This is a genomic window from Arthrobacter pascens, from assembly GCF_030815585.1.
Classification (GTDB): Bacteria; Actinomycetota; Actinomycetes; order Actinomycetales; family Micrococcaceae; genus Arthrobacter; species Arthrobacter pascens_A.
This window is the reverse complement of sequence record NZ_JAUSWY010000001.1, coordinates 1591619-1618591: the sequence shown is the minus strand read 5'-3', so window position 1 is coordinate 1618591 and position 26973 is coordinate 1591619. Positions and strand designations below refer to the sequence as shown.

The window sequence follows — 26973 nt, the reverse complement described above, 5'->3', positions numbered from 1 at the left end:
ATGCCTGCCTCTAAATTCTGGGGAATCTGCTGAAAACCTGAACAGTTAACCGGTGGTTACTTGATACCAGTGATCTTGACCTTGGTCAGTTCCTGACGGTGACCCTGGCGCTTCTTGTAACCGGTCTTGTTCTTGAACTTCTGGATGACGATCTTCGGACCACGAAGGTCCTGGAGGATCTCAGCCGTAACAGTTACCTTGGCCAGGTCCGCAGCGGCGGAGGTGACCTTGTCACCGTCTACCAGGAGCAGTGCGGGCAGCTGAAAAGTGCTGCCGGCTCCACCGGGGACGCGGTTCAGGGTAACGAAGTCTCCAACGGAAACCTTCTCTTGGCGGCCGCCTGCGCGGACAATCGCGTACACCACTTGGGAACTCACTTCTCTCGACGTTTATTACTAAATTTGCGTGCGGAACCTGGTTCCATATCTGGCTGGGCTCTCGCTGTGCCTCAACGCCGTGGGGTCGTAACCCAAGTGTTGGCGTAAGCACCGAAGATCTAGAATACGCTAATTTTGCCTTCGGCCGCAAATGAGGCTGGTTCCGGCGGGTTGTCTGTGATAGGCGCCACAAGCGGGTGCAGCACTGACATCCGGAACCGTGCCCGACTATCGTACCGGCTGCGGCGGCCATAAGCGATCAGGCGTGAAGACGCGGCGCGTCGAAGAAATCCACTTCGAAACGACACGACTGCCTGAAAGCCAGGACCATCGCTGCCCGCTCATTCTCGGATCCCCTGCGCCCGGCCTCGTCTGCCGTGGCCATCGCGCGGCGGGTAGCGGCGGCGAAGTCTTCATCGGCATAGGTCCGCAGCCACGCGGCGTAGGGGTGGTCTGCCGGTGCCCCCGCAGTCAGGAACTCTCCATGCAGGGTGCTGCCGACCTCGGCGTACAGCCAGAAGCACGGAAGAACAGCCGCCACCAGCACGGCGTAGCTGCCGGAAGCGGACGCGGCCAGCAGGTGGTCAACGTAGGACTTGGTGACAGGGCCCAGGCACGGCTCCACGGTACGGGTGCTGAGCCAGCTGCGGTGCAGTTCGGATTCGACTTCCAGGCACTGCTGGGCGGACCGCGCCCAGAACAGCTGTTCAGTCTCCGTGGGGGCCATCGCACTTGCCCGGGCGAGCACCCGGGAGTAACCGTTGAGGTAGATGGCGTCCTGTGCGAGGTAGTAGGCGAACTGCTTTTCGTCCAAGCTACCCGCTGCCAGGCTCCGGATGAAGTCCAGTCCGAAGATCGCCGCCAGATCCGGGCCTGCCTCTGCGCGCAGTATCTCCGCGAACTTTCCGGCGGGCAGCGACGGCTGCAGGTGGTGGAAATGATGGATAGGGCCGTTGCCCGCTCCGACCTCCAGCTGATCCGAGGCCTGCAGGGCACCAGCCAGCCATGGCTTCACCGTCCGCAGGGAGGCTTCCCAATCCCCAAGCCTTGCCTGCACGGTCGCCATCGCCGAGGAGAGCGAACAGCCCGTCCCGTGGCTGTTCCGCGTAGGAATCCTGTCCCCCGGCAGGACCACCACTTCCTGGGAGAGGACGCCCGCGGTATTGACCAGCGCATCCGGGCAAGCACCGCCGTCGAGATGCCCGCCCTTGACCAGGACCGTGGCACCCGTGGCGGCCGCAAGCCGCCGGCCCTGCTCCAGTGCATCGGGCCAGGCGTGCGCCTGCGGTTCGTCCAGAAGCATGGCGAGTTCCGCCAGGTTCGGCGTGATCAGGTCCGCCAGCGGCAGGAGGCCACGAAGGGCAGCTTCGGCCGACTCCTTCAGCAGCCTGTCCCCGCTGGTGGCCGCCATCACCGGGTCCAGAACCACGACGCCGGGCCGCACCTTTTCCAGCCAACTGCGGACCGCAGCAATCACCTCTGCGTCGCCGAGCATGCCGATCTTCACGGCGTCGATGGTGATGTCATCGCTGATAGCGTCGAGCTGCTGGGCCAGGAAGGTGGCCGGTGGAACGTGCACCGCACGGACGCCCTGGGTGTTTTGGACGGTGAGGGCAGTAATCGCTGCCATGCCGTAGCCGCCGTGCGCAGCAATGCTCTTCAGGTCCGCTTGGATGCCGGCGCCGCCGGACGGGTCAGATCCCGCGATCGACAGAACGCGCGGTACATCACGCCGGGTTCCGGCCTTTGCGGATGCTGCGGCCCTGGATGGTGCGGCCTCGGTCTCTGGAGGCAGGACGGATGTTGAAGACATGGAGACATCCCTTCGCCGGTGCTAGCCGGACAGGTTCAACGGGTGTGGATCTCAGCCGGCCCTCTGCGCGGCACCCCGTGTCAGTCACCCAGCCTAGCGTTCTTATGACGGAGACCGGTTAACGCCGGATGCCCGGGCGCACCCTGCAGTTTGAGGGTACGTCCGGGCATCTTCACCGATGTCGTAGTGCGTATCAGAGTTCGGACGCTGGAACGCCGACACCAAGGATGATGGGTTCATCGGCTGCGGGCTTGGCCTCCGCTGGTGCCTTCGCGGGCTCCGGTGCCTTAGCCGCGTGCGTGTGGCCCTCGGGAGCCGCATGCGTGGCCTCGTGGTGTTCCACCGACGTGGCATTGGCTGCGCCCTGGGCGCGGCTTGCACTCCGGTTGCGCCGCGGCCGGCGCGTCCGTGACTGCTCTGCTGTGTGGTCGGAATAGTCCTTCTCTTCAGCGGCATGCTCCTGCTGGCGCGCAGGAACCGCCCGTTCCGCCTGGGCCCGTTCCGCCACGGGAGCGGGCTCGCCGAGGTGGGCGAACGCCTCCGCCAAGCGGTCCAGGGTCAGCGCAGGTTCCTGCCCCTGGTCCCCCGCGTGCTCTACAAACGGCAGCACTACGCGTTCGCCGCCGAAGGTCAGCACTGCTGCAGGGCGGCCGGACGAGTCAGTCTCGTGCCGCTCCGTTCCAGCCGAAGGTGACGCCTGGGCTGCCGGTTGCTGCGTGCCGCTTGCGGCGGCGGCAGCCTGAGCCGCCTCGTCGTCGTGAAGGTGCGCTGCATGTGCTGCCGCGGCAATGTTGGCAAGGGCGGCCCTGGTGGCCTCAGCCTTGGCATGGCGCTCTGCGTCGCTGGGGTCCGGGTGGACCGTGTGGATCTGCACGGGAGCAGGCGCGGCTACCTCCAGCGGCTGGCCTCCCCTGCCACGGCGGCGTTTGCGGTCGGTCCGGCCACCGGGCTGGCCTTCAGGACGCTGCGTTTCCGTGCGCTGGGTATCCGGGCGGCTGTCCGTGCGCTGAACGTGGTGCTCAGCGGCAACAATGTTGGCGCGGCGGTGTTCCACGGGATCGTCATGGGTGACGATGCCGCGGCCTGCGCAAGTCTCGCACTGTTCCCCGAAGACCTCGAGGAGTCCTGTGCCCATGCGCTTCCGCGTCATCTGGACAAGTCCCAGCGATGTTACTTCGGCCACCTGGTGCTTGGTGCGGTCACGGCCGAGGCACTCCACCATCCGGCGCAGCACCAGGTCCCGGTTGGACTCAAGCACCATGTCGATGAAGTCGATGACGATGATTCCGCCGATATCCCGGAGCCTGAGCTGGCGGACAACTTCCTCGGCCGCTTCGAGGTTGTTCTTGGTGACCGTTTCCTCAAGGTTTCCGCCGCTGCCCGTGAACTTGCCGGTGTTGACGTCCACCACGGTCATGGCTTCGGTGCGGTCGATCACCAGTGAGCCGCCGGATGGCAGGAACACCTTGCGGTCCAATGCCTTGTGGATCTGTTCGTCGATCCGCCACGCCGCGAAGATGTCCTGGTCCTTGGTCCACTTTTCCAACCTGCCCACCAGGTCGGGCGCCACGTAGGTGACGTAGGCCTCGATGGTGTCCCACGCCTCTTCGCCGGAGACAATCAGCTTGGAGAAGTCCTCGTTGAAGACGTCCCGGACCACTTTGATGGTCAGGTCCGGTTCGCCGTAGAGCAGTTCCGGGGCCAGGATCTTGGTGGACGTCGACTGGCCTTCGATGCCCTCCCACTGGGCCCGCAGGCGGTTGATGTCGTGGGTGAGCTCCTCCTCGGAGGCGCCTTCTGCAGCGGTCCGGACAATGACGCCGGCGTGCTCGGGCAGCCGGTCCTTGAGGATGCGCTTGAGGCGGTTGCGTTCGACGTCGGGCAGCTTGCGGGAGATGCCCGTCATGGAACCACCGGGAACGTAGACGAGGTAGCGCCCGGGAAGCGAAATCTGGCTGGTCAGGCGCGCGCCCTTATGGCCCACGGGATCCTTGGTGACCTGGACCAGCACGGTGTCTCCGGACTTCAGCGCGTTCTCGATCCGGCGCTGCTTGCCTTCGAGATTGACGGATTCCCAGTTCACTTCACCGGCGTAGAGCACAGCATTGCGGCCGCGTCCGATGTCAACAAATGCCGCTTCCATGGAGGGCAGGACATTCTGCACCTTGCCAAGGTACACATTGCCGATCAGGGAGTCCTGCTGCGTCTTGGAGACAAAGTGCTCGGCCAGGACGCCGTCCTCCAAGACGGCAATCTGGATTCTGTCGTCACGCTGGCGGACGATCATCTGCCGGTCAACGGACTCGCGGCGGGCCAGGAACTCGGCTTCGGTGATGACCGTACGGCGGCGGCCGGTGTCGCGGGATTCGCGCCGGCGCTGCTTCTTGGCCTCGAGCCGGGTGGAACCCTTGACGCTGGTCACCCGGTTGCTGACCACGGGCTCGCTCGCAGCACGCGGAGCGCGCACGCGGGTTACGGTGTTGGGCGGATCGTCATCCCCGCCGCCGGTGAGTTCAAGATCCTGGTCGCCACGGCGGCGACGGCGACGGCGGCGGGACGTCACGCCCTCTTCAGGCTGGCCGGCTGACTCCTCATCGGCGTCGTCCGAGGCTGCACTGTCTTCGCCGCGGGCAGCGCCCTCAGCATCGTCTTCGAGATCGCGGTCGCCGGTGCGGCTGCGCCCCCGGCGGCCACGGCTACGGCGCCTGCGGCGGCCGCTGGCATCGTCAGCATCGCCGTCTTCGGCGTCGTCCTCTTCAGGTTCTTCAACGGCGGCCGGAGCGGGAGCCGGAGTGGAGCGGACCACGGTACTCAGGTCCGGGGCCTGGAACAGCACCGACGTCGCCGACGGTTCCAGGAAAAGCGAACCGAAGGGGCTGGCCGGTTCAGCGGGAACTGCTTCCTCGGCCCCCGCTTCGGGTGCTGCTTCCGGAACTGTGGCGGGAACAGACTCTTCCGGGGCCGTGGCTGCCGCGGCCACAGGCGGCTCCTCCGACGCGGCATCAGGGGCAATTGCGGCCTCTGGAGCCGGGGCAGATGTCTTTCGGGTGGCTACGCGGCGGCGCCGGACCGGCGGGGTGTCAGCCTGAACTTCCGGGGCCGGGATCTCGGCAGCGGCCTCGGGAGCAGGAGGCTGGACCGTGCTCTCCTGAAGGGCAGGGTTCTCCGGGAGACCCGCATCAGCCTCTGCAGCAAAGGCCGGCAGTGGTTCGGCCGCGTCCGCCTTCTTGCGTGCCCGTGCGCGGCGGACGGGTGCTTTGGGTTCTGGCGGGGCCGTCTCCGCAGAGGCGGACTCTATGGGCAATGCCTGCGCCGCGTCCGCGGTTGCGCCGTCCGCCAGGTCGACGACGGGCTTCCCGGCATCGCCGGCCTTCGGTGCAGCCTTCCGCCGCGTCCTGGTGGCTTTCTTGGGCGCTTCAGGGGCGTCCGCGGCCGCAGCATCGTCATTAACGGCTGGTACTTGTTCATTTTCCATATGTGGCAACACTCCTGCCCCTGACGTACCGCCACATCCGGCACCCATTGGGGCACATATTGTCAAAACCCGCAGGCGTTGACAGAAGTCAATTGGGTACTCCCAGGTTCGCACCGGCAAGGGGGGTGCGGCAGCCCGTGGGAGCCGACGGCCGTGTCCTGAAACCCGTTGTTCTGCACGAGACAACCAGGTGCCGACCAATGGAATTGCGGGAAGCCGGATCAGAGGATCCGAAAGGCTGCCCTGCTCATCATTGGCGGTCTTGGGAATAAGCCACCGGACCGGAGTCCGAATGTGGATCGGCCTCCAGCCACGTTTATTCTCTCACACCCCGGCCAAAAGACTGCGGAAGCAATGGCACCGGACCAGTCTGCTATTTTGCGCCTGCTGAACGCCGTGTCCAGCCGCCGGCGTTACAATCGGGCAAGGAGCACCCGATGAAAAGGACGCCAATAACCATGACCAGCATCTCCCCCGTCGACGGCACCGGCAGCGCGGCAGCCGCGCCCACGGCAGGTCCGGAGCCCATGGCCGCCGGGGCCGTACCGCCAATGGCGCGCAACCGGCCGCTTGGCTGGCTCATGGTCATTACGGGCGCCATAGGCTGGCTGGCCTCCGGGACGCTGGTCCTGGAGAAACTTGAGGTTCTCAAGGACCCCAACCACACCACTGTCTGCGACGTTAGTCCCTGGATCTCGTGCGGCCAGGTGATGCAGACCTGGCAAAGTTCGGTTTTCGGGTTTCCCAACATGTTCATCGGCATTGTGGCGTTCGCGGTGATCATCACCACGGGCATGGCGCTGCTGTCCGGCGCCACCTTCGCGCGCTGGTACTGGCTGGGGCTGCAGGCTGGTGTCACCCTGGGCTTCGCATTTGTGGTCTGGCTGTGGTCCCAGGCCCTGTATGAGATCCATATCCTGTGCCCGTTCTGCATGATTGTGTGGGCTGCCATGATCCCGCTTTTCGTCTGGGTGACGGTCAGGAACGTCACCCAAGGCGCCATTCCTGCACCAGCCGGCGCATCCCGGATCCTCGGCGACTCGGGCTGGATGATCACGGCGCTGCTGTACGTGGCCGCCGTCGCGACGATCTTCTTCGCCTTCATCCAGGTGTTTGTGGGAACCTCGGGCTTCTAGCCGACCTTCCCTGCGCGAGTGGGCGCACAAAAAAACGCGAACTGGCACTTATTGCCCTCAGAACCCGGATTTGAGGGCAATACGTGCCAGTTCGCGCTTAGGGGTGGCTGTTAGGCCTGGAACCAGATCTTGATTTCGCGTTCCGCGGAGTCCACGGAATCCGATCCGTGCACCAGGTTCTGCTGCACCTTCAAGCCCCAGTCACGGCCGAAGTCGCCGCGGATGGTTCCGGGGGCCGCGGTTGTGGGGTCAGTGGTGCCGGCCAGCGCACGGAATCCCTCAATGACGCGGTGGCCTTCGAAGATCGCTGCAACTACCGGCCCGCTGAGCATGAACTCCACGAGCGGCTCGTAGAACGGCTTGCCGATGTGCTCTTCGTAATGCTGCTCCAGGAGCTCACGGCTAGCATCCACCTTCTTTAGCTCGGACAGGGTGTATCCCTTGGCCTCGATGCGGCTCAGGATGGCGCCGCTGAGGTTGCGGGCCACGCCGTCGGGCTTGATCAAAACCAGGGTGCGCTCAATGCTCACAGGTACTCCAATGCGTTGGTGGGGGTTTCGGGACAATTCTACGGGTCCTGCCTGGCGTCTACGGCAGGGCGTCTAGGGAGCTTGCGCGTCCGGGTGTGCTGCCTTCCACTCTGCCTGCTCGCGTTCCCGCTGGGCTGCCTCGGAGTCGATCCTGATGCCAGTGCGGATGCCGTACCACCAGGCCAGGCCGAACAGCGCGCCTACCAGGAACATCATGGGCTCAACGATGCCGGTGAGGATCAGCACGATCTGCAGAATCCATCCCAACGCTACGCCCCACGGCTTCGACAACACCGCACAGGCGAGGATCATGACGACGCTGAGGGCGATGCCAACACCCAGAATCAGGGCCGGCGGGAACTCACCGCGTTTGAGTCCGAAAACTGCCAGCGTGGCGAAGAACGCCACAAAGGCCTCGAGCAACAGGACGGTGGAGGCGAACATCACCTTTGTTGAACGGCGTTTCTTCGGCATCCCGGGACGCCACTCACGCTGGGCCTTCGTGGGCTTGGCCATCGCCTAGGCCTCCGTCTTTCCCAGCAGGATCCGTGCTTCCGCCACCAGGGTGATGGAGCCCGTGACCAGCACTCCCCCGGCCAGGTCGTCGTTGGCTTCCGCACGTTCGACAGCCCACTCGAGGGCGTCGTCCAGCTTCTCCGCAATGTGGATGTTGTCCTCGCCGAAGCCCATTTCAACCGCGAGTTCGGCGAGTTCGGCGGCGGGAACTGCCCGCGGTGAGTTGGACTGGGTGAAGCAGTATTCCTCCGCGAGGTCTCCCAGCGATTCCTTGAGCTGGCGCAGGATCTCCTCCGCGTCTTTTTCCTTGAGCACGCCCACCACCGGCACCAGCTTGGTGAAGCTGAAAGCCTCCTGGATGGCTTCGGCCGATACGCGGATGCCATCAGGGTTGTGTGCCGCGTCAACGATGATAGTGGGGGCCGTCCGGACAACTTCCAGGCGTCCCGGTGCGGTGACGCTGGCGAACGCTTCCTGGAGCACTTCGGCGTCGAGCTCCTTTTCGCCGCCGAAAAACGCCTCCAGCGCGGCCACCGCCACGGCAGCGTTCTGGGCCTGGTGGGCACCGTGCAGCGGCACCAGCACCTCCGGATACCGGCCTGCGATGCCCTTGATGCTGACCACTTGGCCACCCACGGCCACGATCCGGGATTCGACGCCGAACTCCACGCCTTCGAACCGGAACGGAACAGCGACTTCCTTGGCCTTTTCCAGCAGCACCTGGGCTGCATCCACGGGCTGGGCCGCGCTGATGAGGTAGCCACCGGGCTTGATGATTCCGGCCTTCTCGTACGCGATGTCCTCGGTGGTGTCACCCAGCAGGTCCGTGTGGTCCAACGAGATCGGGGTGACCACCGAGACCTGGCCATCTCCCACGTTGGTGGCGTCGGTGATGCCGCCCAGGCCCACTTCGATGACCGCGACGTTGACGGGCTGGTCAGCAAATATCGCGAAGCCCAGGATGGTCAGGCATTCGAAGTACGTGAGCCTGGCCTCACCGGCTGCCGTCAGTTCGTCGTCCACAATCTGCAGGTAGGGGCGGATTTCGTCCCAGATCCGGACAAAGGTCGCATCAGATACTGGATGGCCGTCAATGCTGATCCGCTCGGTGACCTTGGACAGGTGGGGGCTGGTGTAACGGCCGGTACTCAGCCCATGGGCGCGCAGGCCGGCCTCGATCATCCGGGCCGTGGAGGTTTTGCCGTTGGTTCCGGTCACGTGGATGATCGGGAACGCCTTGTTCGGCTCCCCCAGCACGTCCATGGCCCGGAACAGCGGCGCCAGGCGCGGCTCCATTTTGTTTTCCGGTGCACGCCCGAGCAGCTCGGCGTAGACACTCTCCACAGAGAATTCGTCAGTCATGTCTTAGGCCCCTGTTTTTTCTACGGTGATTTGGAGCTCGGTGCCGTCCCCGTTGGAGTACAGGCCGAGTTCCATGGTGAGCGTTTCGGTGACTACAAGGTTTTCGTTGGCTCTGATGGCGTCGTAAATATCCTTCGACGCCGTGACCGTGGTCCGGATCCGGTCGCTCACATTCAGTCCGGCGTCCTTGCGTGCCTGCTGGATGGCGCGGACCATGTCGCGGGCCATCCCCTCGGCTTCAAGTTCGGGCGTGACTTCGGTGTTGAGCACCACGAACCCGCCGCCAGGCAGCACGGCAGCGGCGCGTGAACCGGCACCCTCCGCCGATTCCGCCACCACGGTCTCCAGGGTGTATTCCTGCGGTTCCAGCTCAAGGCCACCAGCGACGACCACGCCATCATCGTCAACCGACCAGTCACCGGACTTGGAGCCCTTGATGGCCTGTTGGACGTTCTTGCCGAGGCGCGGGCCGGCGGCCCGGGCATTGACCACCAGCTTCTGTTCGATGCCGAACTCCTCCGGGGAGGCGCTGGCAGCGTCCAGCAGGCGCACCGAGCGCAGGTTGAGTTCATCTGCGACGACGCTGGCAAACCCGCCCAGCGCGTCGGCGCCAGGTGCCACCACGGTCAGTTCCTGCAGCGGAAGGCGGACGCGCAGGTTGGCGGCCTTGCGCAGCGACGACCCGGTAGAACAGATCTGCTGCACACGGTCCATAGCTTCCACCAGGGCCGCATTGGCCGGGAACAGGTCAGCGTCAGGCCAGTCGGCCAAGTGGACGGAGCGGCCGCCGGTCAGGCCGCGCCAGATCTCCTCGGAGATGAGCGGCAGCAGGGAGGCGGACACCCGGCAGACGGCCTCCAGTGCCGTGTGCAGCGCGTCAAACGCATCATGGTCCTCGTCAAAGAAGCGCTGGCGGCTGCGGCGGACGTACCAGTTGGTGAGCATGTCCAGGTAGCTGCGGAGTTCGTCGCAGGCACCGGAGATGTCGTAGCTGTCCAGCTGCGCTGTCATGTTGCGGACCAGGTCGCCGGTGTTGGCCAGCAGGTACTGGTCCAGGGTGTCGGCGTAGCCGTCGTAGCGCAGCTTCGCATCGTAGCCAGCGCCGCCGTCGGCGGCGTTGGTGTACAGAGTAAAGAAGCTGTACACATTCCAGAGCGGCAGGATGACCTGGCGGACGCCGTCGCGGATTCCCTGCTCGGTGACCACCAGGTTTCCGCCACGCAGGATCGGGCTGGACATCAGGAACCAGCGCATGGCGTCGGAGCCGTCGCGGTCCAGGACCTCGGAGACGTCCGGGTAGTTGCGCAGGCTCTTGGACATCTTCTGGCCGTCAGAGCCCAGCACGATGCCGTGGCTGATGACGTTGCGGAAGGCCGGCCGATCAAACAGGGCCGTGGACAGGATGTGCAGCATGTAGAACCAGCCGCGGGTCTGCCCGATGTACTCGACGATGAAGTCCGCCGGGTTGTGGGTGTCAAACCACGCTTCGTTCTGGAACGGGTAATGCACCTGGCCGTACGGCATGGAGCCGGAGTCGAACCAGACATCCAGCACGTCCTCCACGCGGCGCATCACGGACTGACCCTCTTCGGGGGTCCGCGGGTCATCCGGGTTGGGGCGCGTCAGTTCGTCGATGAACGGCCGGTGCAGGTCAACCTGGCCGTCCTTGTTCAACGGCAGGCGGCCGAAGTCAGCCTCGATCTCGGCCAGGGAGCCATAGACGTCGGTGCGCGGGTATTCTGGGTCGCTTGACTGCCATACGGGGATGGGGCTGCCCCAGTACCGGTTGCGGCTGATGGACCAGTCGCGGGCGTTGGCGAGCCACTTGCCGAACTGGCCGTCCTTGACGTTACCGGGGATCCAGTTGATCTCCTGATTCAGCTCGGACATCCGGTCCTTGAACTTGGTGACCTCGACGTACCAGGAGGACACGGCGCGGTAGATCAAGGGGTTGCGGCAGCGCCAGCAATGCGGGTAGCTGTGCTCGTAGCTGGCCTGGCGGACCAGGCGGCCCTGGGCGCGCAGCACCTGGGTGATGGGCTTATTGGCCTCAAACACCTGCATGCCCGCGATGTCGTGCAGGTCCCCGTGCTTGAACAGTGGCAGGAATTTGGCGCCTTCGTCCACGGAAAGCACCACGGGGATGCCAGCTTCTTCACAGACCTTCTGGTCGTCCTCGCCATAGGCAGGTGCCTGGTGGACGATGCCGGTGCCGTCGGTGGTGGTGACGTAGTCTGCAACCAGGATCCGCCAGGCGTTCTGCGTGCCGAACTTTTCGGCGTCGTTGAAGTCGTTCCAGAGAGGCTGGTACTGCAGGCCTTCAAGTTCGGCCCCGGTGTGGGTGGACGTAACCGCGGCCTCAGCGGAATCCACGTCCTCGTAGCCCAGGTCCTTGGCGTAGGTGGCCAGCAGGTCCACCGCCAGGAGGAAACTTCCTGTGACGGGCGCGTCTGGCGAGGCGGCCTTGATGCCGTTGGGTCCGGCGGGCAGCACGGCATACGTGATGGAAGGCCCGACGGCGAGCGCCAGGTTGGTGGGCAGCGTCCAGGGGGTGGTGGTCCAGGCGAGCGCCTGCACGCCGGCCAGCTGACGGGAGAGGGCGGAGTCCCCTGCCGTGAAGGGGAACGTCACGGTGACGGTCTGGTCCTGGCGGTTCTTGTAGACGTCATCGTCCATGCGCAGCTCATGGTTGGACAGCGGCGTCTCGTCCTTCCAGCAGTACGGCAGCACGCGGTAGCCGTTGTAGGTCAGCCCCTTTTCGTGCAGCTGCTTGAAGGCCCAAAGGACCGACTCCATGTATTCGACGTTGAGGGTCTTGTAGTCGTTGTCGAAGTCCACCCAGCGTGCCTGGCGGGTGACATAGCTCTTCCACTCGTCCGCGTACTTCATGACCGAAGCGCGGCAGGCGTCGTTGAACTTGTCGATGCCCATGGCCTCGATCTGGGTCTTGTCCGTCATCCCGAGCTGCTTCATCGCTTCCAGCTCGGCGGGCAAACCGTGGGTGTCCCAGCCGAAGCGGCGTTCCACGCGCCGGCCGCGCTGGGTCTGGTAGCGCCCCACCAGGTCCTTGGCGTAACCGGTAAGGAGGTGGCCGTAGTGCGGCAGGCCATTGGCAAACGGAGGGCCGTCATAAAACACGAACTCGTTGCTGCCGGGCTCGCCACCGGGGGCGTCGGCGCTTCGCTGGTCGATGCTGGCCTGGAAGGTGCCGTCCTGGTCCCAGTACTTCAGGATGCGCTCTTCGATTTCCGGAAACTTCACGGAAGCGGAGACACCGGAGCCCGGTGCGGCCGAAGGGGAGGCTGAGGCTTTGGGGTAATACGTCATTCTCGACATCCTGGGTTGAGCTGGTGAACCGTCCAGCCGTTGCTGTCAGGTTCCGTTCAGGATGCGAGGACGGCTCCTGCGCAGTCCGGGGACTGCACACTTACCGCGGTACCACCTCACTTACCGGCACTGCAGCTGCTCCGCGAGGAGCGTGCTGTTGCACCGGCCGCTCATTACTGCTGTGACGGGCTTACCCGTCCGGTTCTACTGACACCGACGCCAGATGCCTGGCGGTCAGTGCGTTCTTCCGGAAGCTCACCGGTGATTGCCGGGTCGTAGCCAACTTCGAGTCTACTATCGCCGGGGCGCCCACCGCCATTCCCCGGGCCTTTTCCAACTATCGTTGCAACAGGTTTTGCTCAGAGCTTCACCTGGCGCCGCATAGGTGACCGCCCCTGCTTCACCGGGCCAATTCGTGGGCGGGTTCCTGGGAATCGACGCATCTCGGAACGCCGGTGGCGAGCCCGCACGTCGTCGAGGGGGCGATCGTCAGCCGTGCTGGTCGGGTTCTGCGCGGCCTAGAATGGCGTCGTGAAGTTCGTGATGGTGCCGGGTGGTTGGCAAGGCGGATGGGTGTTCGACTCGGTGGCCGCCGAGCTATACCGAAATGGTCACCATGTGGAGGCCGTGACCCTATCGGGGTTGGAGTTGGACGGCCCGGTCGACGTGGACCGTCCACCGAACCTCGACACTCATATTGACCAGGTAGCCGAGATCGTTGATCGTAACGACAAGACGCCCCTCGCGCTGTGCGGGCATAGCTACGGCGGGATGGTGATCGCCGGTGTGGCGGACCGGCTCAGCGCCCGTCTCGCCCAGCTCGTCTTTATCGACGCCTACGTCCCGGACGACGGGGATTCGTGTTGGTCTTTGACCAGCGACAGTTTCCGGGAGTTGTTCATAGCCGGTTCCCGCGCCGACGGTCGATGGGTCGCAGTCCCCGATGGGCTCGACCCCCGCGCGCGTCCGCACCCATTGGCGAGCTTCGTCCAGTCAATCAGGCTGGAAGGCAACCCCAGCAACCGGCTGGGCCGAACGTTCATCAGTGGTGGTGAGTGGCCAGGTAGCCCGTTCGTGACACTGACCGAACGGTTGCGCGGCGACAGAGGCTGGCGGGTTCATGAAGTTCCCGTTGGTCACAACATCGCCCGCCGCGACCCGCATAGCCTCGCGGCCATCCTCGACGCATTGCCACCGGACGGCGGGAAATGATTCGGATGCGCAGAAATGGTTCCGTTCGACTATGCAATCTGCGCTCAGGTATTCATTGATCGCCGGTGCCTTTTCAGGATCTTTGAACCAGGGGACGATCTTTCCCAGGGTCACCACGCCCTTTCAGGCCTGGACAACACATTCCCAATTTCGCAGGCCCGCCAGATCAGCCACGGACAGGATGTCCCGGCGACGGGTGGAAGGTGCTGTGGGCTGCGCGCCCGTGACCGCTGTTGGGCGGGGATCGTGGCACCGGGATTCATCACCGACTTTCAGTCAGCGTTGCGACGTTGTTGGAATCCGCCCGGGATTAAGGCCCAGGTAGCCGTTGCCTAGACTCAGTCCATGACAGTTTCCGCTCACGTTCCTGCCAGGCCACGCCCCGCTGCAGTGTTCAGATGGCTGTCGATCGTGGTCGCGCTGCCTGTGGTGGCCCTGTCCGTCTTCCGGGCCATCCCGGCCGAATGGCCCGTCCTGGTGGTCCAGCTGCTGGCCTTCACGCCGTGGCTGGCAGTCCCCGCTGCGACAGCGATGCTGCTGGCTTTCCTGGGCCGGAGCCGTTGGCAACAGGCGCTCACGGCTGCGCTGCTTGTCTGCCAGGCATTCTGGCTGTTCCCCTTCGACATTGGCCGCCCCGCTGCCGAACCCGCCGGCGCTACGGTTGAGCTCAAGACCATGAGCATCAACTCGGAGTTTGGCCAGGCCGACGCCGCCGATATTGTGCGGCTGGTCCGGGAGAACGGCATAGGGCTGTTGACCATCCAGGAGCATTCGCAGGGACTCCAGGACCGGCTTTCCGCGGAAGGTTTGGACGGGCTCCTGCCGAACAGGATCAGCGATCCCACCGACGACGCCGGCGGCAGTGCCGCCTATTCCCGCTACCCGATGGAGAAGGTGGGCCTCATCCCGGACACCGCGTTCGCCATGCCAACGGTGCGGTTAACAGCCGCGGCGTACGGGAACGTGGCCGAACTGGAGGTGACGAACGTGCATGCACTGCCGCCGGTGGATGTCAGGGTTGACCAGTGGCGCAGCGATCTCGCCGCCGTAGGAAGGCTGGCGGAACGTCCCGGCAACCGGCTCCTGATCGGTGATTTCAACGCCACCCTTGACCACTCCGAGTTCAGGGACATCCTGGACAGCGTGGACGGTCCTGGCATGGTGGATGTGGGGGCAGCGTCAGGTTCGCGGCTGGTGCCCACCTGGCCCATGGAAGGGCCGCTGCTGCCCGGCATTACCATCGACCATCTGGTCACCAGCCCGGCGCTGGGCAGCTCCGGCTATCAGGTCCACCGGGTGGCGGGAACGGACCACGCAGCAGTCCTGGCCACGATCGCCGTCCCCGCCTCCTGATCAGCTCTTGCGAATCAGTTTGTAGTTGGCGGCCTGGGCCACGGGCCGCATCACGATCTGGTCCAGATTGACGTGGTGCGGTGCGGTCACGGCGTAGCGCACCACGTCTGCCACATCCGCCGCAGTCAGGGGCTTCTCCACGCCTTTGTAGACATTGTCCGCGGACTGCCGGTCACCGAGGCGGTTCAGGGCGAATTCCTCTGTCTGGACAAGGCCGGGAGCCACCTCGATCACCCGGACGTTGTGCTCAGCCTCCTCCAGCCGGAGGGCCCCGGTCAGGGCATGCTGGGCAAACTTGGCCGCGTTGTAGCCCCCGCCGCCCTCATACGCTGCCAGCCCGGCCGTGGACGTCAGGTTCAGGACGGTACCCTCTCCGTTGGCGCGCAGCATCGGCAGGAAGGCGCGGGTGAGCTTCATGGTGCCCAGCACGTTGACCCGGTACATCCACTCCCAGTCCTCGGTGCTGGCGTCCGCCACCGGGTCGGCGCCCCTCGCGCCGCCGGCGATGTTGATCAGGGTGTCGATGCCGCCGGCCTCGGTTACACGGGCCAGCAGCCTGGCAACGTCGGCGTCCTCGGCGATGTCGGCGGCAATTCCGACGGCGCCGGTCTCGGCTTCCAGCGCGGCCAGCCGTTCAGCGCGGCGCGCCACGGCGAAGATCGTCCAGCCGTCCGCCCTTAGCGCGCGAACCGTCGCCTCACCGATTCCGGTGCTTGCGCCTGTGACTACTGCTGCCCTGTTATGTGAAACGTCAGTCATGGAACCACCTTAACTGCATCACCGGGAGGTGTGCTGCGATGAGCTCCTGCAGGCCCGCCGTGCGGCCGGCCGGGGAGACCGTGAAACAATTGGCAGATGGCTGAAGCACATCAGGGTACAGACACGCCCTCCACCGCCCCTATCAACGTTCCGGACAAGCCCGCCCTTGAGGGGCTCGAAGCTGCCCTCACGCAGCGCTGGCTTGCCGAAGGGACCTACAAGTTCAACCCGGACACCACCCGGGAACAGGTCTACTCGATCGACACTCCACCGCCCACCGCGTCGGGATCCCTGCACGTGGGCCACATGTTCTCCTACACCCAGACAGACGTGCTGGCCCGCTACCAGCGAATGATCGGCAAGAACGTCTTCTACCCGATGGGCTGGGACGACAACGGCCTGCCCACCGAACGCCGCGTCCAGAATTATTACGGCGTCCGCTGCGATCCGACCATTCCCTACGACGCCGGCTACCGTCCGCCGGCGCAGACAGCCAAGAACCAACGCGACTTCGACGTGATCTCACGCCGGAACTTCATCGAACTGTGCGAGGAACTCGCTGTCGAGGACGAGAAGGTCTTTGAGAACCTCTTCCAGACGCTTGGCCTGTCCGTAGACTGGGCGCTGACGTACCGCACAATCGACGACGTCTCGCGGGCAATCTCCCAGCGCGCCTTCCTGGCGAACCTGGCCGCCGGCGACGCCTACATGGCCGAAGCCCCCACCCTGTGGGATGTCACGTTCCGTACGGCAGTGGCGCAAGCGGAGCTCGAGGACCGCGAAGTGGCCGGAGCGTACTACCGCTACCCGTTCTTCACCGAAGACGGCGAAAAGATCTACGTCGAGACCACCCGCCCCGAGCTGTTGGCCGCGTGCGCTGCCCTGGTGGCAAACCCCGACGACGAACGGTACCAGCCGCTGTTCGGCAAGAAGGTCACTTCCCCGCTGTTCGGCGTCGAGGTTGAGGTCAAGGCCCACGCTCTTGCCAAAGCGGACAAGGGCTCCGGCATCGCCATGGTCTGCACCTTCGGCGACCTCACCGACGTCACCTGGTGGCGGGAGCTGCAGCTGCCCACCCGCGCGATTGTCGGCCGCGATGGCCGGATCACCGGCGAGACTCCGGACTGGATCACCACCGACGTGGGCCGCGAGGCCTTCGCCGCGATCGCCGGCAAGACTGTCTTCAGTGCCAAGGAAGCGGTGGTTCAGCAGCTGGTCACCGCAGAGCTGCTGGACGGAGAGCCGAAGAAGATCATGCACCCCGTGAACTTTTTCGAGAAGGGTGATAAGCCACTCGAAGTGGTCACCTCCCGCCAGTGGTACATCCGCAACGGCGGCCGAGACCAGGACCGCCGGGAACGGCTGATTGGCCGCGGCAAGGAAGTGGAATTCCACCCGGCATTCATGCGCTCCCGTTACGAGAACTGGGTGGAGGGACTCAACGGCGACTGGCTGGTTTCCCGCCAACGCTTCTTCGGCGTTCCGGTTCCGGTCTGGTACCCGCTGGACGCTGACGGGACCCCCGTCTATGACTCCCCGATCCTGCCGGCATTGGAATCCCTGCCAGTCGACCCCGCAGCAGAAATTGCGCCCGGTTTCGACGAATCCCAGCGCGATGTCCCGGGCGGCTTCACCGGAGATCCCGATGTCCTGGATACTTGGGCGACTTCGTCGTTGACGCCACAGATCGTGGGCGGCTGGGCCCGCGACGAATCCCTCTTTGCTAAGGTCTTTCCTTTCGATGTGCGTCCGCAGGCGCATGAGATCATCCGGACCTGGCTGTTCTCCAGCGCCGTGCGCGCAGACGCGCTGCAGGAGGTTGCGCCCTGGAAGCACGCCGCCATTTCGGGCTGGGTCCTGGACCCGGACCGGAAGAAGATGTCCAAGTCCAAGGGCAACGTCATTGTGCCCACGGACGTCCTTGAGGAGTACGGCTCTGACGCCGTGCGCTACTGGGCAGCCTCCGCCAAGCTTGGCGCGGACACGGCGTATGAGATCGCGCAGATGAAGATCGGCCGCCGCCTAGCCATCAAACTCCTGAACGCCTCCAAGTTCGTTCTGAACCTGGGCGCTACGGAGGACTCAGTGGTTTCCGGGGATCTCTCGGTCCTCACCAACCCGCTGGACCGCGCCGTTCTGGCGCAGCTCTCCGACGTGGTGCGCCAGTCCACCAAGGCGTTCGAGAATTATGACTACGCCCGGGCCCTGCAGATCACCGAGAGCTTCTTCTGGCAGTTCACCGATGACTACGTGGAGCTCATCAAGGACCGTGCCTACGGAGCCGCCGGGGAGCAGGAACAGGCTTCAGTGCTGGCTGCCCTGGCCACGAGCCTGGACACCCTGCTCAGGCTCTTTGCACCCTTCCTCCCCTTTGCGACCGAAGAGGTCTGGGGCTGGTGGCGCAGCGGCTCCGTGCACCGCTCGCAGTGGCCGTCCGCCCTGGAGATCGACGGCGACACCACCCTGCTCGCCACTGTCGGCACCGCACTGAGCGGCGTCCGCAAGGCAAAATCCGAAGCCAAGGTCAAGCAGCGCACCGAGGTTCTGTCCGCCACCATTACCGCTACGGAATTCGTGGCCACGCAACTGAAGGCCGGGATCGGGGACCTCAAGGCCGCCTCGAATGCACGCGAACTGACGCTCGTTGCCGGCGACGGGGAACTGACAGTCAGCGACGTGGTGCTGGCTCCCGCGGAGTAGGCCACCAGCCTGTTTTAGGTGCCGGCCTGTTTTAGGGCAAAGGGGAAGCCCCATCAGCGTTTTGCCGTTGGTGGGGCTTCGACTTTTCGGCCATCTGGTGACGTCTTTGATGGTCTGGCAGGATCCTCGGATCTTCAGGTCTTCCTACCTCGTCACTGGTAGCTTGTATCTGACTTTGCCGATGGCTGCGTCAGATACATATCACTGAATCTTTGGTTCCTGCGTCCCTCTTCTTTCGAAGTGGGTAAAACCCATTCTGGTCCCGCAAAATAGGAAGCGCAAGAGCCCCGGGAGAACTACATGAATGTAGTTCTCCCGGGGCTCTTTTCGGATCTTCGGATAGAGGCGGTTTCAGTCGAACTGGGGACGTTCGGTGCGGCTGCGCTTGATCTCAAAGAAGTGCGGGTAGGAGGCCAGTGTTACCGTCGCGTCCCAGAGCTGTCCGGCCTGCTCGGCCCGCGGGATGCGGGTCAGCACGGGTCCGAAGAACGCTGTCCCGTTGAACGCGACCACCGGGGTGCCAACGTCCTGGCCCACCAAGGAAATGCCTTCTTCGTGGCTTGCCCTCAGCTGGGCATCAAACGCATCCGTGGTGGCGGCATCCGCCAACCCCGAAGGAAGGCCGCACTCCGCCAGCGCCTTGCTGATGACGATATCGAAGTCCTTCTGGCCGCCCTCATGGATCTGGGTGCCCATGGCGTCGTACAGCTCTTTCACGACGTGCTCGCCATGCTCGTCCCTGGCGGCGATGATGACCCGCACCGGCCCCCACGCCTTGTCCATGGATTCGCGATAGGCGGGCTCCAGGTCCCTGCCCTCGTTGAGGACAGCAAGGCTCATCACGTGCCAGACGGTCCTGATATCGCGGACTTCTTCCACTTCGCCGATCCAGCGCGATGTGATCCACGCGAAGGGGCACAGCGGGTCAAACCAGAAATCGGCCTGGTTGGCGGTGGTTTCAATCATGGGTAATGTCCTCGGGGTCTTCAGCTGGGGATAACGGGCGATATTACGGCGAGGGCCTGGCCTGGAAGGCGGGATCAGGCTGATTTGCGGCGCTTGGCCACGTGGGCGCCCAGGGTGGGCTCCGCCTTGCTCAGCACCACGTCAGCGGTGATGACCACGCTGGCCACGTCCTCGCGGCTCGGAAGGTCGAACATGACCGGGAGCAGAACTTCCTCCATGATGGCGCGCAGGCCACGCGCGCCGGTGCCGCGTTCGAGGGCCTGGTCCGCAATGGCGTCAAGGGCGTCGTCGTCGAAGACCAGCTCCACGCCGTCGATCTGGAACATCTTCTGGTATTGCTTGACCAGGGCGTTCTTCGGGGTGGAGAGGATCTGAATGAGGGCGTCGCGGTCCAGGCTGGACACCGTGGTGATCACAGGAAGCCGTCCGATGAACTCCGGGATCAGGCCGAATTTCAGCAGGTCCTCAGGCATGACCTCACCGTAGGAGTCAACCTTGTTGCTGGCGTCGTTGAGCGGGGCTCCGAAACCGATGCCCTTGCGCCCGGAGCGGGAACCGATGATCTCTTCCAGTCCGGCGAAGGCGCCGGCCACGATGAACAGCACGTTGGTGGTGTCGATCTGGATGAATTCCTGGTGCGGATGCTTGCGGCCCCCCTGCGGCGGAACCGAGGCTACCGTTCCTTCGAGGATCTTCAGCAGCGCCTGCTGGACTCCTTCGCCGGAGACGTCACGGGTAATGGAGGGGTTCTCGCTCTTGCGGGAGATCTTGTCAATCTCGTCAATGTAGATGATGCCCTGTTCGGCCTTCTTGACGTCGTAGTCCGCTGCCTGGATGAGCTTGAGGAGGATGTTCTCGACGTCCTCGCCCACGTATCCGGCTTCGGTCAGGGCGGTGGCATCGGCCACCGCGAACGGGACGTTCAGCCGCCGGGCGAGGGTCTGCGCGAGGTAGGTCTTGCCGCAGCCGGTGGGGCCGATCAGGAGGATGTTGGACTTGGCGATTTCGACGTCGTCGTGGTGGCTGGCATCTGCGAGGCTGCCGCTCTTCGGGGCGTGGCCGGCCTGGATCCGCTTGTAGTGGTTGTAGACGGCGACGGCGAGGGAGCGCTTGGCAGGTTCCTGGCCAATGACGTATTCCTGCAGGAAGTCGAAGATTTCGCGGGGCTTGGGAAGTTCAAAACTTCCCAGATCGGCAACTTCTGCGAGCTCTTCCTCAATGATCTCGTTGCAGAGCTCAATGCATTCGTCGCAGATGTAGACACCGGGCCCGGCAATGAGCTTGCGCACCTGCTTCTGGCTCTTTCCGCAGAAAGAACACTTCAGCAGATCCGTGCTCTCGCCAATCCGAGCCATATGTGAACCCCTTAGTATCTTGCTGCCAGGCAGCTTTGCACCGTTGCTGGAATCTCGGCCAGCCTGGGAGGACCGGCCGTGACAACATCCACTCTAGGTCACATTCGGCCTCAAGGGTGGAAAGCGAAGGCCGGTGCGGCCCAAAATGAAGTGGACCGCACCGGCACTCGGAGACTGACTACCTGGTAATCGCCTGCGGCTTGATCTTGCGTGAATCCAGCACCTGGTCGATGAGGCCGTAGCTCATGGCCTCAGCCGCTGTCAGGATCTTGTCGCGCTCGATGTCATTGTTGACCTGCTCCGAGGTGCGGCCCGAGTGGTGCGCCAGCGTGTCCTCAAGCCAGGAACGCATCCGCATGACTTCCGCTGCCTGGATCTCGAGGTCGGACGCCTGGCCGCCCTGGCCGCCGGAGAGTGCCGGCTGGTGGATCAGGACGCGTGCGTTGGGCAGTGCCAGCCGCTTGCCGGGGGTACCAGCGGCGAGGAGGACTGCTGCAGCGCTGGCTGCCTGGCCCAGGCAGACGGTCTGGATTTCCGGCCGGATGTACTGCATGGTGTCGTAGATCGCGGTCATGGCGGTGAAGGAACCACCCGGCGAGTTGATGTAGAGCGTAATGTCGCGGTCCGGGTCGGTGGACTCCAGGACGAGCAGCTGGGCCATAACGTCGTCCGCCGAAGCGTCGTCCACCTGGACGCCGAGGAAGATGATGCGGTCCTCGAACAGCTTGGTGTACGGGTCCTGGCGCTTGAAGCCGTACGGGGTGCGTTCCTCGAACTGCGGCAGCACGTAGCGGCTGGTGGGCAGGTTACCGGCAGACGATCCGAAATTGTAGTTCATGTCCATTGCTCCTGAATCCAGTTCTGTCTTCGTGCCGGTTACTTCTCGCCGTTGGCGGAGTTCTGCGTTCCGCCGCCGCCGGACACAGTACCGGCGTGGGCAGCGATCTTGTCAAAGAAGCCGTATTCGAGGGCCTCGGTGGCGGTGAACCACTTATCGCGGTCGTTGTCCTTGAGGATGGTCTCCACGGTCTGGCCGGTCTGGTCGGCCGTCAGTTCGGCCATCACCTTCTTCATGTGGAGGATCAGCTCGGCCTGGATCTTGATGTCCGAGGCAGTACCGCCAATGCCGCCGGAAGGCTGGTGCATCAGGACACGGGCGTTGGGGGTGGCGTAGCGCTTTCCCTTGGTCCCTGAGGACAGCAGGAACTGGCCCATGGAAGCGGCCAGTCCGGTGGCGACGGTAACGACGTCGTTCGGAATGAACTGCATGGTGTCGTAGATGGCCATGCCGGCCGTGACCGAGCCGCCGGGCGAGTTGATGTAGAGGTAGATGTCCTTGTCCGGGTTCTCCGCGGACAGAAGCAGCAGCTGGGAGCAGATGGCGTTTGCGTTGTCGTCGCGCACCTCGGAGCCAAGCCAGATGATCCGCTCTTTCAGGAGCCGGTTGTAGATGTAGTTGTCCTGGGCTGCAGGATCGACAGTAGCCATCCGTGGGGCCTCGGCGTGCTGTGACATGTGTTCTTACCTCTCGCTGGTGACGGTGACATCACTGAACTTCACTACTTGGACACTAACCGTTTTAGGGATCGATTTGTTCGCCGGAATCGCGCTGTTCGCTGACGGCGCACGACGCCGGGAACGCTGCGGTTAAAGCAGGCAGCCCCCGGACCGGTGGGTCCAGGGGCTGCCATGCAGTGGCATGCCGGGGAGTGCTAGAACTTCACGGCTGCGGGATCGTCGGTCGGAACGGCCGCAGTTGTTGAGTCCTCGTCGGTCGCGCCCTCAACGGCGGGAGCCTCTTCTTCGCCGCCGGGGCGTACGAAGTCGCTGAGGTCAACAGTGTTTCCAGCGGTGTCCGTGACAGTGGCCTGGCCGAGCACTACGGCCAGCGCCTTGCGGCGGCGGACCTCGGAGACCATCATGGGGACCTGGCCGCTCTGGTCAATGATCTGCGCGAACTGGTTCGGATCCATGCCGTACTGGCTGGCGGTGCTGACGATGTAGTCGATCAGCTCGTTCTGGCTGACATTGACTTCTTCCTTTTCGGCGATGGCGTCAAGGATGATTTCGTTCTGGAAGGCGCGGGCGGTGTTGGCCTTGACCTCTTCGCGGTGCTCTTCGGTGTCGTGCTCGCCTTCACCGTGATCGTTGCCCTCCTTGAAGTGGGCTTCGAGCTGCTCTTCAACCACCGAGTCCGGAACCGGAACCTCGACGAGCTCAACGAGCTTGTCCAGGACCTTGTCGCGTGCCTCTACGCCCTGCTCCACAACCTTGGAATCAGCGGCCTGCTTGGACAGGTCCTCGCGCAGTTCGGCGAGGGTGTCGAACTCGGACGCCAGCTGGGCGAAGTCGTCGTCGGCCTCAGGGAGTTCGCGCTCCTTGACGGCCTTGAGGACAACCTTGACCTGTGCGGCCTCACCGGCGTGCTCGCCGCCCACCAGGGTGGTGTCGAAGATGGCGTCTTCGTCGGCGCTGAGGCCGGTGACGGCCTCGTCCAGGCCTTCGAGCATGGTGCCGGCGCCTACCTGGTAGGACAGGCCGGAAGCGGAATCAACCTCTGCGCCGTCAACCGTGGCGGTGATGTCGATGGTCAGGAAGTCGCCGTCGGCGGCGGGGCGGTCCACAGACTTGAGCGTGCCAAAGCGGCCACGCAGTTCATCCAGGGCCTTGTCGACGTCCTCGTCGGACGATTCTGCCGCTGCAACCTCAACCTTGATGCCGGCGTAGTCAGGCAGCTCGATTTCGGGGCGGACATCAACCTCGGCGTGGAACTTAAGTTCACCGTCGGTGGACGTGGGGTCAGGAACTTCGGTGATCTCAACCTCGGGGCGGCTCAGGGGGCGGATGCCGGATTCCTGCACTGCTGCCTGGTACCAGCCATTGAGGCCTTCGTTGATGGCAGTCTCCAGGACGTAGCCGCGGCCCACGCGCTGATCGATCAGCTTGGACGGGACCTTGCCCTTACGGAAGCCAGGGACCTGGATCTGCGAAGCAACAGTCTTGTATGCCTCGTCGATGCTGGGCTTCAATTCCTCAAAGGGGACCTCAACATTGAGCTTGACCCGCGTGGGGGTGAGGTTCTCGACAGCGCTCTTCACGGTCTAAGTACTCCTGGGTTTGTGGGATGGGTTTCTGCAAACGCAATGTTCTGTCCAGGCCGTGTGGTCCGGGCCGCAGAGTCGGGGTGACAGGATTTGAACCTGCGACTTCCTGCTCCCAAAGCAGGCGCTCTAGCCAAGCTGAGCTACACCCCGTAAGTGCACAGGCAAGTCTACGGCCATACCTGCTGTGTTTGCACATTTGACACGTGGGGCATGAATTAGGTTTAGTTATATCCGGCTTGAACAGCCAGCCCGAAGATCCGCAGTTCCGGCAGTCCACTGGACAGCTGGACTGCACTTCTCCCGGGGACGTAGCTTAATGGTAAAGCCTCAGTCTTCCAAACTGATTACGCGGGTTCGATTCCCGTCGTCCCCTCCAGGACTAAAAAGCAGGGCCCCTCAGCGAGGGGCCCTGCTTTTTGTTAATTCTGCTGACAGCCGGCGCACCAGTAGAGCTTCCGGCCAGCAAGCCCGGTAAGTGCCACGGGCACGGCACAGACCCTGCATGGCAACCCCTGCCGCTTGTACACATAGTGCGCATCCTCGCCGGCCGGCAGTCCGGCGCGTTCTCCCCAGTGCGCCGCCGGCGTGGTGATGATCCGGCCGTCGCGGACGCCGTCGGACATCACGGCCGCGGTGTCGTCCCACAAAAGTTCCGCGGCCGGGCGCAGCAGGGCCTGGCCGGCAAGCCACGGATCAAGCCGTTGGCGGAAGAGCACTTCTGCCCGGTAGACATTTCCGACGCCGGCTATCACCTTCTGGTCCATCAGCAGCGCGGCGATCGGCGCCTTACGGGTCTGCAGCGCCGCGACGAAGCGGGCCTTGTCCTCCGGGAGGTTCCGGAGGGGATCCGGCCCCAGCCGGGCCAGGACGGCCTGCACCTCGGCCTCGGTGATGGCCGCACACGTGGTTGCACCGCGCAGGTCAGCCCAGCCATGCCGGCTGACCAGCCGGACCCGGACGGCACCACGGGGATCAGGTGGGCCGGAGTACGCGGCCTCGACACCGTCGTCGAAAGTTTCCCGTTCCCCCACTTTCCTGGGCGCGCCGATACTGGAGGCGCCGCGGAAGGTGGCGTCCCCGCCGAAGTCCCAGGCACCATACAGTCCAAGGTGGACGTGCAGCACCACCGCATGCTCGAAGTGCAGAAAGAGGTGTTTGCCGTGGGAACGGGCGTCCGTCAGCGTGTGGCCATCCAGCAGGGCGGCCCCGCCGACAAACCGTCCCTGGGGGCTGCTGACAGCCAGCGTTTCGCCAGCAAAAACATCGCCGAACTGGCGTGCCAGGCGCCGTACCGAGTGCCCTTCCGGCACTACTCGATGACCTCGCCGGTGGCTTCATAGGCTGCAATTTTGCCGATCCTGCGGACGTGGCGTTCATCGTTGCTGAACGGCTCTGCGAGGAAGGCCTCAATCAGTGCGGTGGCTTCCTCCACACTGTGCTGGCGGCCGCCCACGGCCACGACGTTGGCGTCATTGTGTTCGCGGGCCAAAGTGGCGGTTGAGTGGTTCCAGGCGAGGGCCGCCCGGACTCCTTTGACCTTGTTGGCGGCGATCTGCTCGCCGTTGCCCGAGCCGCCAAGGACGATACCCAGGGCATGGATCCCGGCCTGCTGGTCAGCCACAACGGCCAATGCGGCGTTGATGCAGAACGACGGGTAGTCGTCCTGGGCGTCGTAGACCTTGGGCCCGTGGTCCACCACGTCATACCCCCTGGCCGTGAGGTGGCCGACAAGATGGGCGCTGAGTTCCATGCCCGCGTGGTCGGTGGCGATGTGGACCCGCGGGAAGGCAGGGGAAGAAGTCACGACAGTATCCGTTCATTATTAGCGCTGGGGTCCAGCCGGGTTGGACCAGGCCGGGGTCAGATCAACACGGACAAGGATACTAGGACAACGGCCCCGCTCCCGCTGCGCCGGGGGTACCGCCGCCATGGGCGCGCGCCGCCACCCGCGTGAGGACATCGGCAAGCCGGGCAGCCGACGCCGGGCTCCCGCCGCTCACCGCAACCCTTTGGCCGTCAGTTTTGCGTACGACGACGGCGGGCCCGCTGCTGACGAGCATCGCCTCGGTGCCGCTGTGGTTCCGGTAGCCCCACCCGCCATAGTCCGCCGCGCGGACGTCGGAGGCACTTGCAGCAGAAATGGCCGCGGCCGGTACGTCCATAACGGGCAGCACGCCCGCCACGAGCACACGCAGGCCGCTGCGGTCAGCCTTTACGCGGGCGCAAAGGAAGGCCGCGGCGATAATCGCCAGCGCCGCCACCAGCGCGCCAAGCCACGGAAGGGCGATCGTGATCAGCGCCGCCGGAAACAGGCTGGCCACGGCGATCATGACGAACACCGAACTGCGCGCATGGACCCAGAGCCGGATCGTATCCCCCGCCAGCTCCGGATCCTGCTCCCTGGCCACGGCCAGCTCTAAGGCCCGGTCGTCGTCGGGCGACCATTGCCTGTCCGCTTTGAAAACAAACCCCATGATCACGCCCAGCGACAACGCGGCGCCGCTGCCCAAGGCAAGCACTGTGAGGTCAACACGGGACTCCCGGGCGTCGGATAGGCCGGTCTGTCCCACCAGCCCGGCGGCCAGGACACTGGTGAGGAAAAGACTCAGGAACAGCCCGGCACCCATCATCACCCGGCGCATCACAACGGGCCTGGAGACGGGCACCGCCTGTGACAGGACCAGCCAGCCGGACGCCACAATGATCAGCGCCCCGCCGACGGCATAGGTGGCGAACGGAGCAAAGGAGGCCCCGCCGTCGTCCGTCCATCTGACCGCGACGGGCTCGGGAAGGTTGGGGCGCAACAGCGACGCGCAATAGACGAACGCGGCGGCCAGCACCACAGGAAAGCCCACTGCGAACCGCAGTGCCTTTGCATCCACAGCATCCCGGAACTTACCCATGCATTAACGCTACTCCCGCTGCGGGGCCATGGTCCCGCAGGCGGACCGCAGGCTGCGTATTGCTGTGATGGCGCGCGACTTGCCG

20 protein-coding genes, 2 tRNA genes and 1 riboswitch are annotated in these 26973 nt (G+C 64.4%); of the genes, 5 read left to right on the top strand and 17 right to left on the bottom strand.

Annotated features, from left to right (window positions below):
- Window positions 1-56: 56 nt before the first annotated feature.
- The 3 genes from rplU to QFZ30_RS07560 form a co-directional block, all read right to left on the bottom strand.
- Window positions 57-365 carry a 50S ribosomal protein L21 gene (rplU, locus tag QFZ30_RS07570; protein ID WP_307080123.1) on the bottom strand — a complete coding sequence of 103 codons (309 nt, stop codon included), beginning with the start codon at window positions 363-365 and terminating at the stop codon, window positions 57-59.
- Window positions 366-636: 271 nt separating this feature from the next.
- A complete protein-coding gene (gene thiD, locus QFZ30_RS07565; RefSeq protein ID WP_307074915.1) occupies window positions 637-2190 on the bottom strand; it encodes a bifunctional hydroxymethylpyrimidine kinase/phosphomethylpyrimidine kinase in 1554 nt (517 codons plus the stop codon).
- Window positions 2181-2278: riboswitch (TPP riboswitch) on the bottom strand. It overlaps the preceding gene by 10 nt.
- A gap of 105 nt (window positions 2279-2383) precedes the next feature.
- The gene (locus QFZ30_RS07560; RefSeq protein WP_307074913.1) at window positions 2384-5665 is read right to left on the bottom strand and encodes an Rne/Rng family ribonuclease; all 3282 of its coding nucleotides are present in this window, start codon (window positions 5663-5665) and stop codon (window positions 2384-2386) included.
- 458 nt (window positions 5666-6123) lie between these two features.
- Between QFZ30_RS07560 and QFZ30_RS07555 the strand changes: the two genes are divergently transcribed.
- Window positions 6124-6801, top strand: coding sequence for a vitamin K epoxide reductase family protein (locus tag QFZ30_RS07555; RefSeq protein ID WP_373462884.1), 678 nt, complete (start codon window positions 6124-6126; stop codon window positions 6799-6801).
- Window positions 6802-6911: 110 nt separating this feature from the next.
- On the opposite strand, the gene ndk is transcribed toward QFZ30_RS07555, so the two are convergent.
- The 4 genes from ndk to ileS all read right to left on the bottom strand — a co-directional run bounded on the left by ndk (window position 6912) and on the right by ileS (window position 12536).
- Complete coding sequence (gene ndk, locus QFZ30_RS07550) at window positions 6912-7331, bottom strand: nucleoside-diphosphate kinase (RefSeq protein WP_307074911.1); 420 nt, start codon at window positions 7329-7331, stop codon at window positions 6912-6914.
- A 72-nt stretch (window positions 7332-7403) separates the two neighbouring features.
- A complete protein-coding gene (locus QFZ30_RS07545) occupies window positions 7404-7847 on the bottom strand; it encodes a DUF4233 domain-containing protein (protein WP_307074909.1) in 444 nt (147 codons plus the stop codon).
- Between the two features lie 3 nt (window positions 7848-7850).
- Window positions 7851-9209, bottom strand: a complete 1359-nt coding sequence (locus QFZ30_RS07540) for a bifunctional folylpolyglutamate synthase/dihydrofolate synthase (RefSeq protein ID WP_307074907.1) — start codon at window positions 9207-9209, stop codon at window positions 7851-7853.
- A 3-nt stretch (window positions 9210-9212) separates the two neighbouring features.
- Window positions 9213-12536 carry an isoleucine--tRNA ligase gene (ileS, locus tag QFZ30_RS07535; protein ID WP_307074905.1) on the bottom strand — a complete coding sequence of 1108 codons (3324 nt, stop codon included), beginning with the start codon at window positions 12534-12536 and terminating at the stop codon, window positions 9213-9215.
- Between the two features lie 531 nt (window positions 12537-13067).
- Between ileS and QFZ30_RS07530 the strand changes: the two genes are divergently transcribed.
- The gene (locus tag QFZ30_RS07530) at window positions 13068-13748 is read left to right on the top strand and encodes an alpha/beta fold hydrolase (RefSeq protein ID WP_307074903.1); all 681 of its coding nucleotides are present in this window, start codon (window positions 13068-13070) and stop codon (window positions 13746-13748) included.
- A 345-nt stretch (window positions 13749-14093) separates the two neighbouring features.
- Window positions 14094-15101 carry an endonuclease/exonuclease/phosphatase family protein gene (locus QFZ30_RS07525; protein ID WP_307074901.1) on the top strand — a complete coding sequence of 336 codons (1008 nt, stop codon included), beginning with the start codon at window positions 14094-14096 and terminating at the stop codon, window positions 15099-15101.
- On the opposite strand, the gene QFZ30_RS07520 is transcribed toward QFZ30_RS07525, so the two are convergent.
- Window positions 15102-15860, bottom strand: a complete 759-nt coding sequence (locus QFZ30_RS07520) for an SDR family oxidoreductase (RefSeq protein WP_307074899.1) — start codon at window positions 15858-15860, stop codon at window positions 15102-15104. It abuts the gene before it with no gap.
- 96 nt (window positions 15861-15956) lie between these two features.
- Between QFZ30_RS07520 and valS the strand changes: the two genes are divergently transcribed.
- Window positions 15957-18560, top strand: a complete 2604-nt coding sequence (valS, locus tag QFZ30_RS07515; RefSeq protein WP_307074897.1) for a valine--tRNA ligase — start codon at window positions 15957-15959, stop codon at window positions 18558-18560.
- Between the two features lie 351 nt (window positions 18561-18911).
- Here the strand turns inward: valS and QFZ30_RS07510 are convergent, their stop codons facing one another.
- From QFZ30_RS07510 to QFZ30_RS07485, 6 genes are all read right to left on the bottom strand, one after another.
- On the bottom strand, window positions 18912-19526 hold the full coding sequence (locus QFZ30_RS07510) for a mycothiol-dependent nitroreductase Rv2466c family protein (protein WP_307074895.1): 615 nt from the start codon (window positions 19524-19526) through the stop codon (window positions 18912-18914).
- A 74-nt stretch (window positions 19527-19600) separates the two neighbouring features.
- A complete protein-coding gene (gene clpX / locus QFZ30_RS07505) occupies window positions 19601-20881 on the bottom strand; it encodes an ATP-dependent Clp protease ATP-binding subunit ClpX (protein ID WP_307074893.1) in 1281 nt (426 codons plus the stop codon).
- A 178-nt stretch (window positions 20882-21059) separates the two neighbouring features.
- A complete protein-coding gene (locus tag QFZ30_RS07500) occupies window positions 21060-21719 on the bottom strand; it encodes an ATP-dependent Clp protease proteolytic subunit (protein WP_307074891.1) in 660 nt (219 codons plus the stop codon).
- Between the two features lie 38 nt (window positions 21720-21757).
- Window positions 21758-22369: an ATP-dependent Clp protease proteolytic subunit gene (locus QFZ30_RS07495; protein ID WP_307080118.1), complete on the bottom strand. Its 612-nt coding sequence runs from the start codon at window positions 22367-22369 to the stop codon at window positions 21758-21760.
- A 224-nt stretch (window positions 22370-22593) separates the two neighbouring features.
- Window positions 22594-23979: a trigger factor gene (gene tig / locus QFZ30_RS07490; RefSeq protein ID WP_307074890.1), complete on the bottom strand. Its 1386-nt coding sequence runs from the start codon at window positions 23977-23979 to the stop codon at window positions 22594-22596.
- 81 nt (window positions 23980-24060) lie between these two features.
- Window positions 24061-24135 (bottom strand) — tRNA-Pro (locus QFZ30_RS07485).
- A gap of 152 nt (window positions 24136-24287) precedes the next feature.
- Between QFZ30_RS07485 and QFZ30_RS07480 the strand changes: the two genes are divergently transcribed.
- Window positions 24288-24361: transfer RNA gene (locus QFZ30_RS07480), tRNA-Gly, on the top strand.
- Window positions 24362-24404: 43 nt separating this feature from the next.
- On the opposite strand, the gene QFZ30_RS07475 is transcribed toward QFZ30_RS07480, so the two are convergent.
- The 3 genes from QFZ30_RS07475 to QFZ30_RS07465 form a co-directional block, all read right to left on the bottom strand.
- Entirely contained in the window at window positions 24405-25295 is an 891-nt protein-coding gene (locus tag QFZ30_RS07475) for an Fpg/Nei family DNA glycosylase (protein ID WP_307074888.1), read from the bottom strand.
- Window positions 25295-25789, bottom strand: coding sequence for a ribose-5-phosphate isomerase (locus QFZ30_RS07470; protein ID WP_307074885.1), 495 nt, complete (start codon window positions 25787-25789; stop codon window positions 25295-25297). The genes QFZ30_RS07475 and QFZ30_RS07470 overlap by 1 nt, the downstream gene beginning before the upstream one ends.
- Before the next feature lie 79 nt (window positions 25790-25868).
- Window positions 25869-26888, bottom strand: a complete 1020-nt coding sequence (locus tag QFZ30_RS07465; protein ID WP_307074883.1) for a hypothetical protein — start codon at window positions 26886-26888, stop codon at window positions 25869-25871.
- Window positions 26889-26973: the final 85 nt, after the last annotated feature.

Excerpts from the sequence above, each read along its gene's own strand:
- QFZ30_RS07500 (WP_307074891.1), bottom strand. The coding sequence starts at position 21,719 with ATGAACTACAATTTCGGATCGTCTGCCGGTAACCTGCCCACCAGCCGC.
- QFZ30_RS07560 (WP_307074913.1), bottom strand. The coding sequence starts at position 5,665 with ATGGAAAATGAACAAGTACCAGCCGTTAATGACGATGCTGCGGCCGCG.
- clpX (WP_307074893.1), bottom strand. The coding sequence starts at position 20,881 with ATGGCTCGGATTGGCGAGAGCACGGATCTGCTGAAGTGTTCTTTCTGC.
- QFZ30_RS07525 (WP_307074901.1), top strand. The coding sequence starts at position 14,094 with ATGACAGTTTCCGCTCACGTTCCTGCCAGGCCACGCCCCGCTGCAGTG.
- valS (WP_307074897.1), top strand. The coding sequence starts at position 15,957 with ATGGCTGAAGCACATCAGGGTACAGACACGCCCTCCACCGCCCCTATC.
- ileS (WP_307074905.1), bottom strand. The coding sequence starts at position 12,536 with ATGACGTATTACCCCAAAGCCTCAGCCTCCCCTTCGGCCGCACCGGGC.
- QFZ30_RS07510 (WP_307074895.1), bottom strand. The coding sequence starts at position 19,526 with ATGATTGAAACCACCGCCAACCAGGCCGATTTCTGGTTTGACCCGCTG.
- thiD (WP_307074915.1), bottom strand. The coding sequence starts at position 2,190 with ATGTCTTCAACATCCGTCCTGCCTCCAGAGACCGAGGCCGCACCATCC.
- QFZ30_RS07465 (WP_307074883.1), bottom strand. The coding sequence starts at position 26,888 with ATGGGTAAGTTCCGGGATGCTGTGGATGCAAAGGCACTGCGGTTCGCA.
- QFZ30_RS07545 (WP_307074909.1), bottom strand. The coding sequence starts at position 7,847 with ATGGCCAAGCCCACGAAGGCCCAGCGTGAGTGGCGTCCCGGGATGCCG.
- QFZ30_RS07495 (WP_307080118.1), bottom strand. The coding sequence starts at position 22,369 with ATGGCTACTGTCGATCCTGCAGCCCAGGACAACTACATCTACAACCGG.
- QFZ30_RS07555 (WP_373462884.1), top strand. The coding sequence starts at position 6,124 with ATGACCAGCATCTCCCCCGTCGACGGCACCGGCAGCGCGGCAGCCGCG.
- QFZ30_RS07540 (WP_307074907.1), bottom strand. The coding sequence starts at position 9,209 with ATGACTGACGAATTCTCTGTGGAGAGTGTCTACGCCGAGCTGCTCGGG.
- QFZ30_RS07520 (WP_307074899.1), bottom strand. The coding sequence starts at position 15,860 with ATGACTGACGTTTCACATAACAGGGCAGCAGTAGTCACAGGCGCAAGC.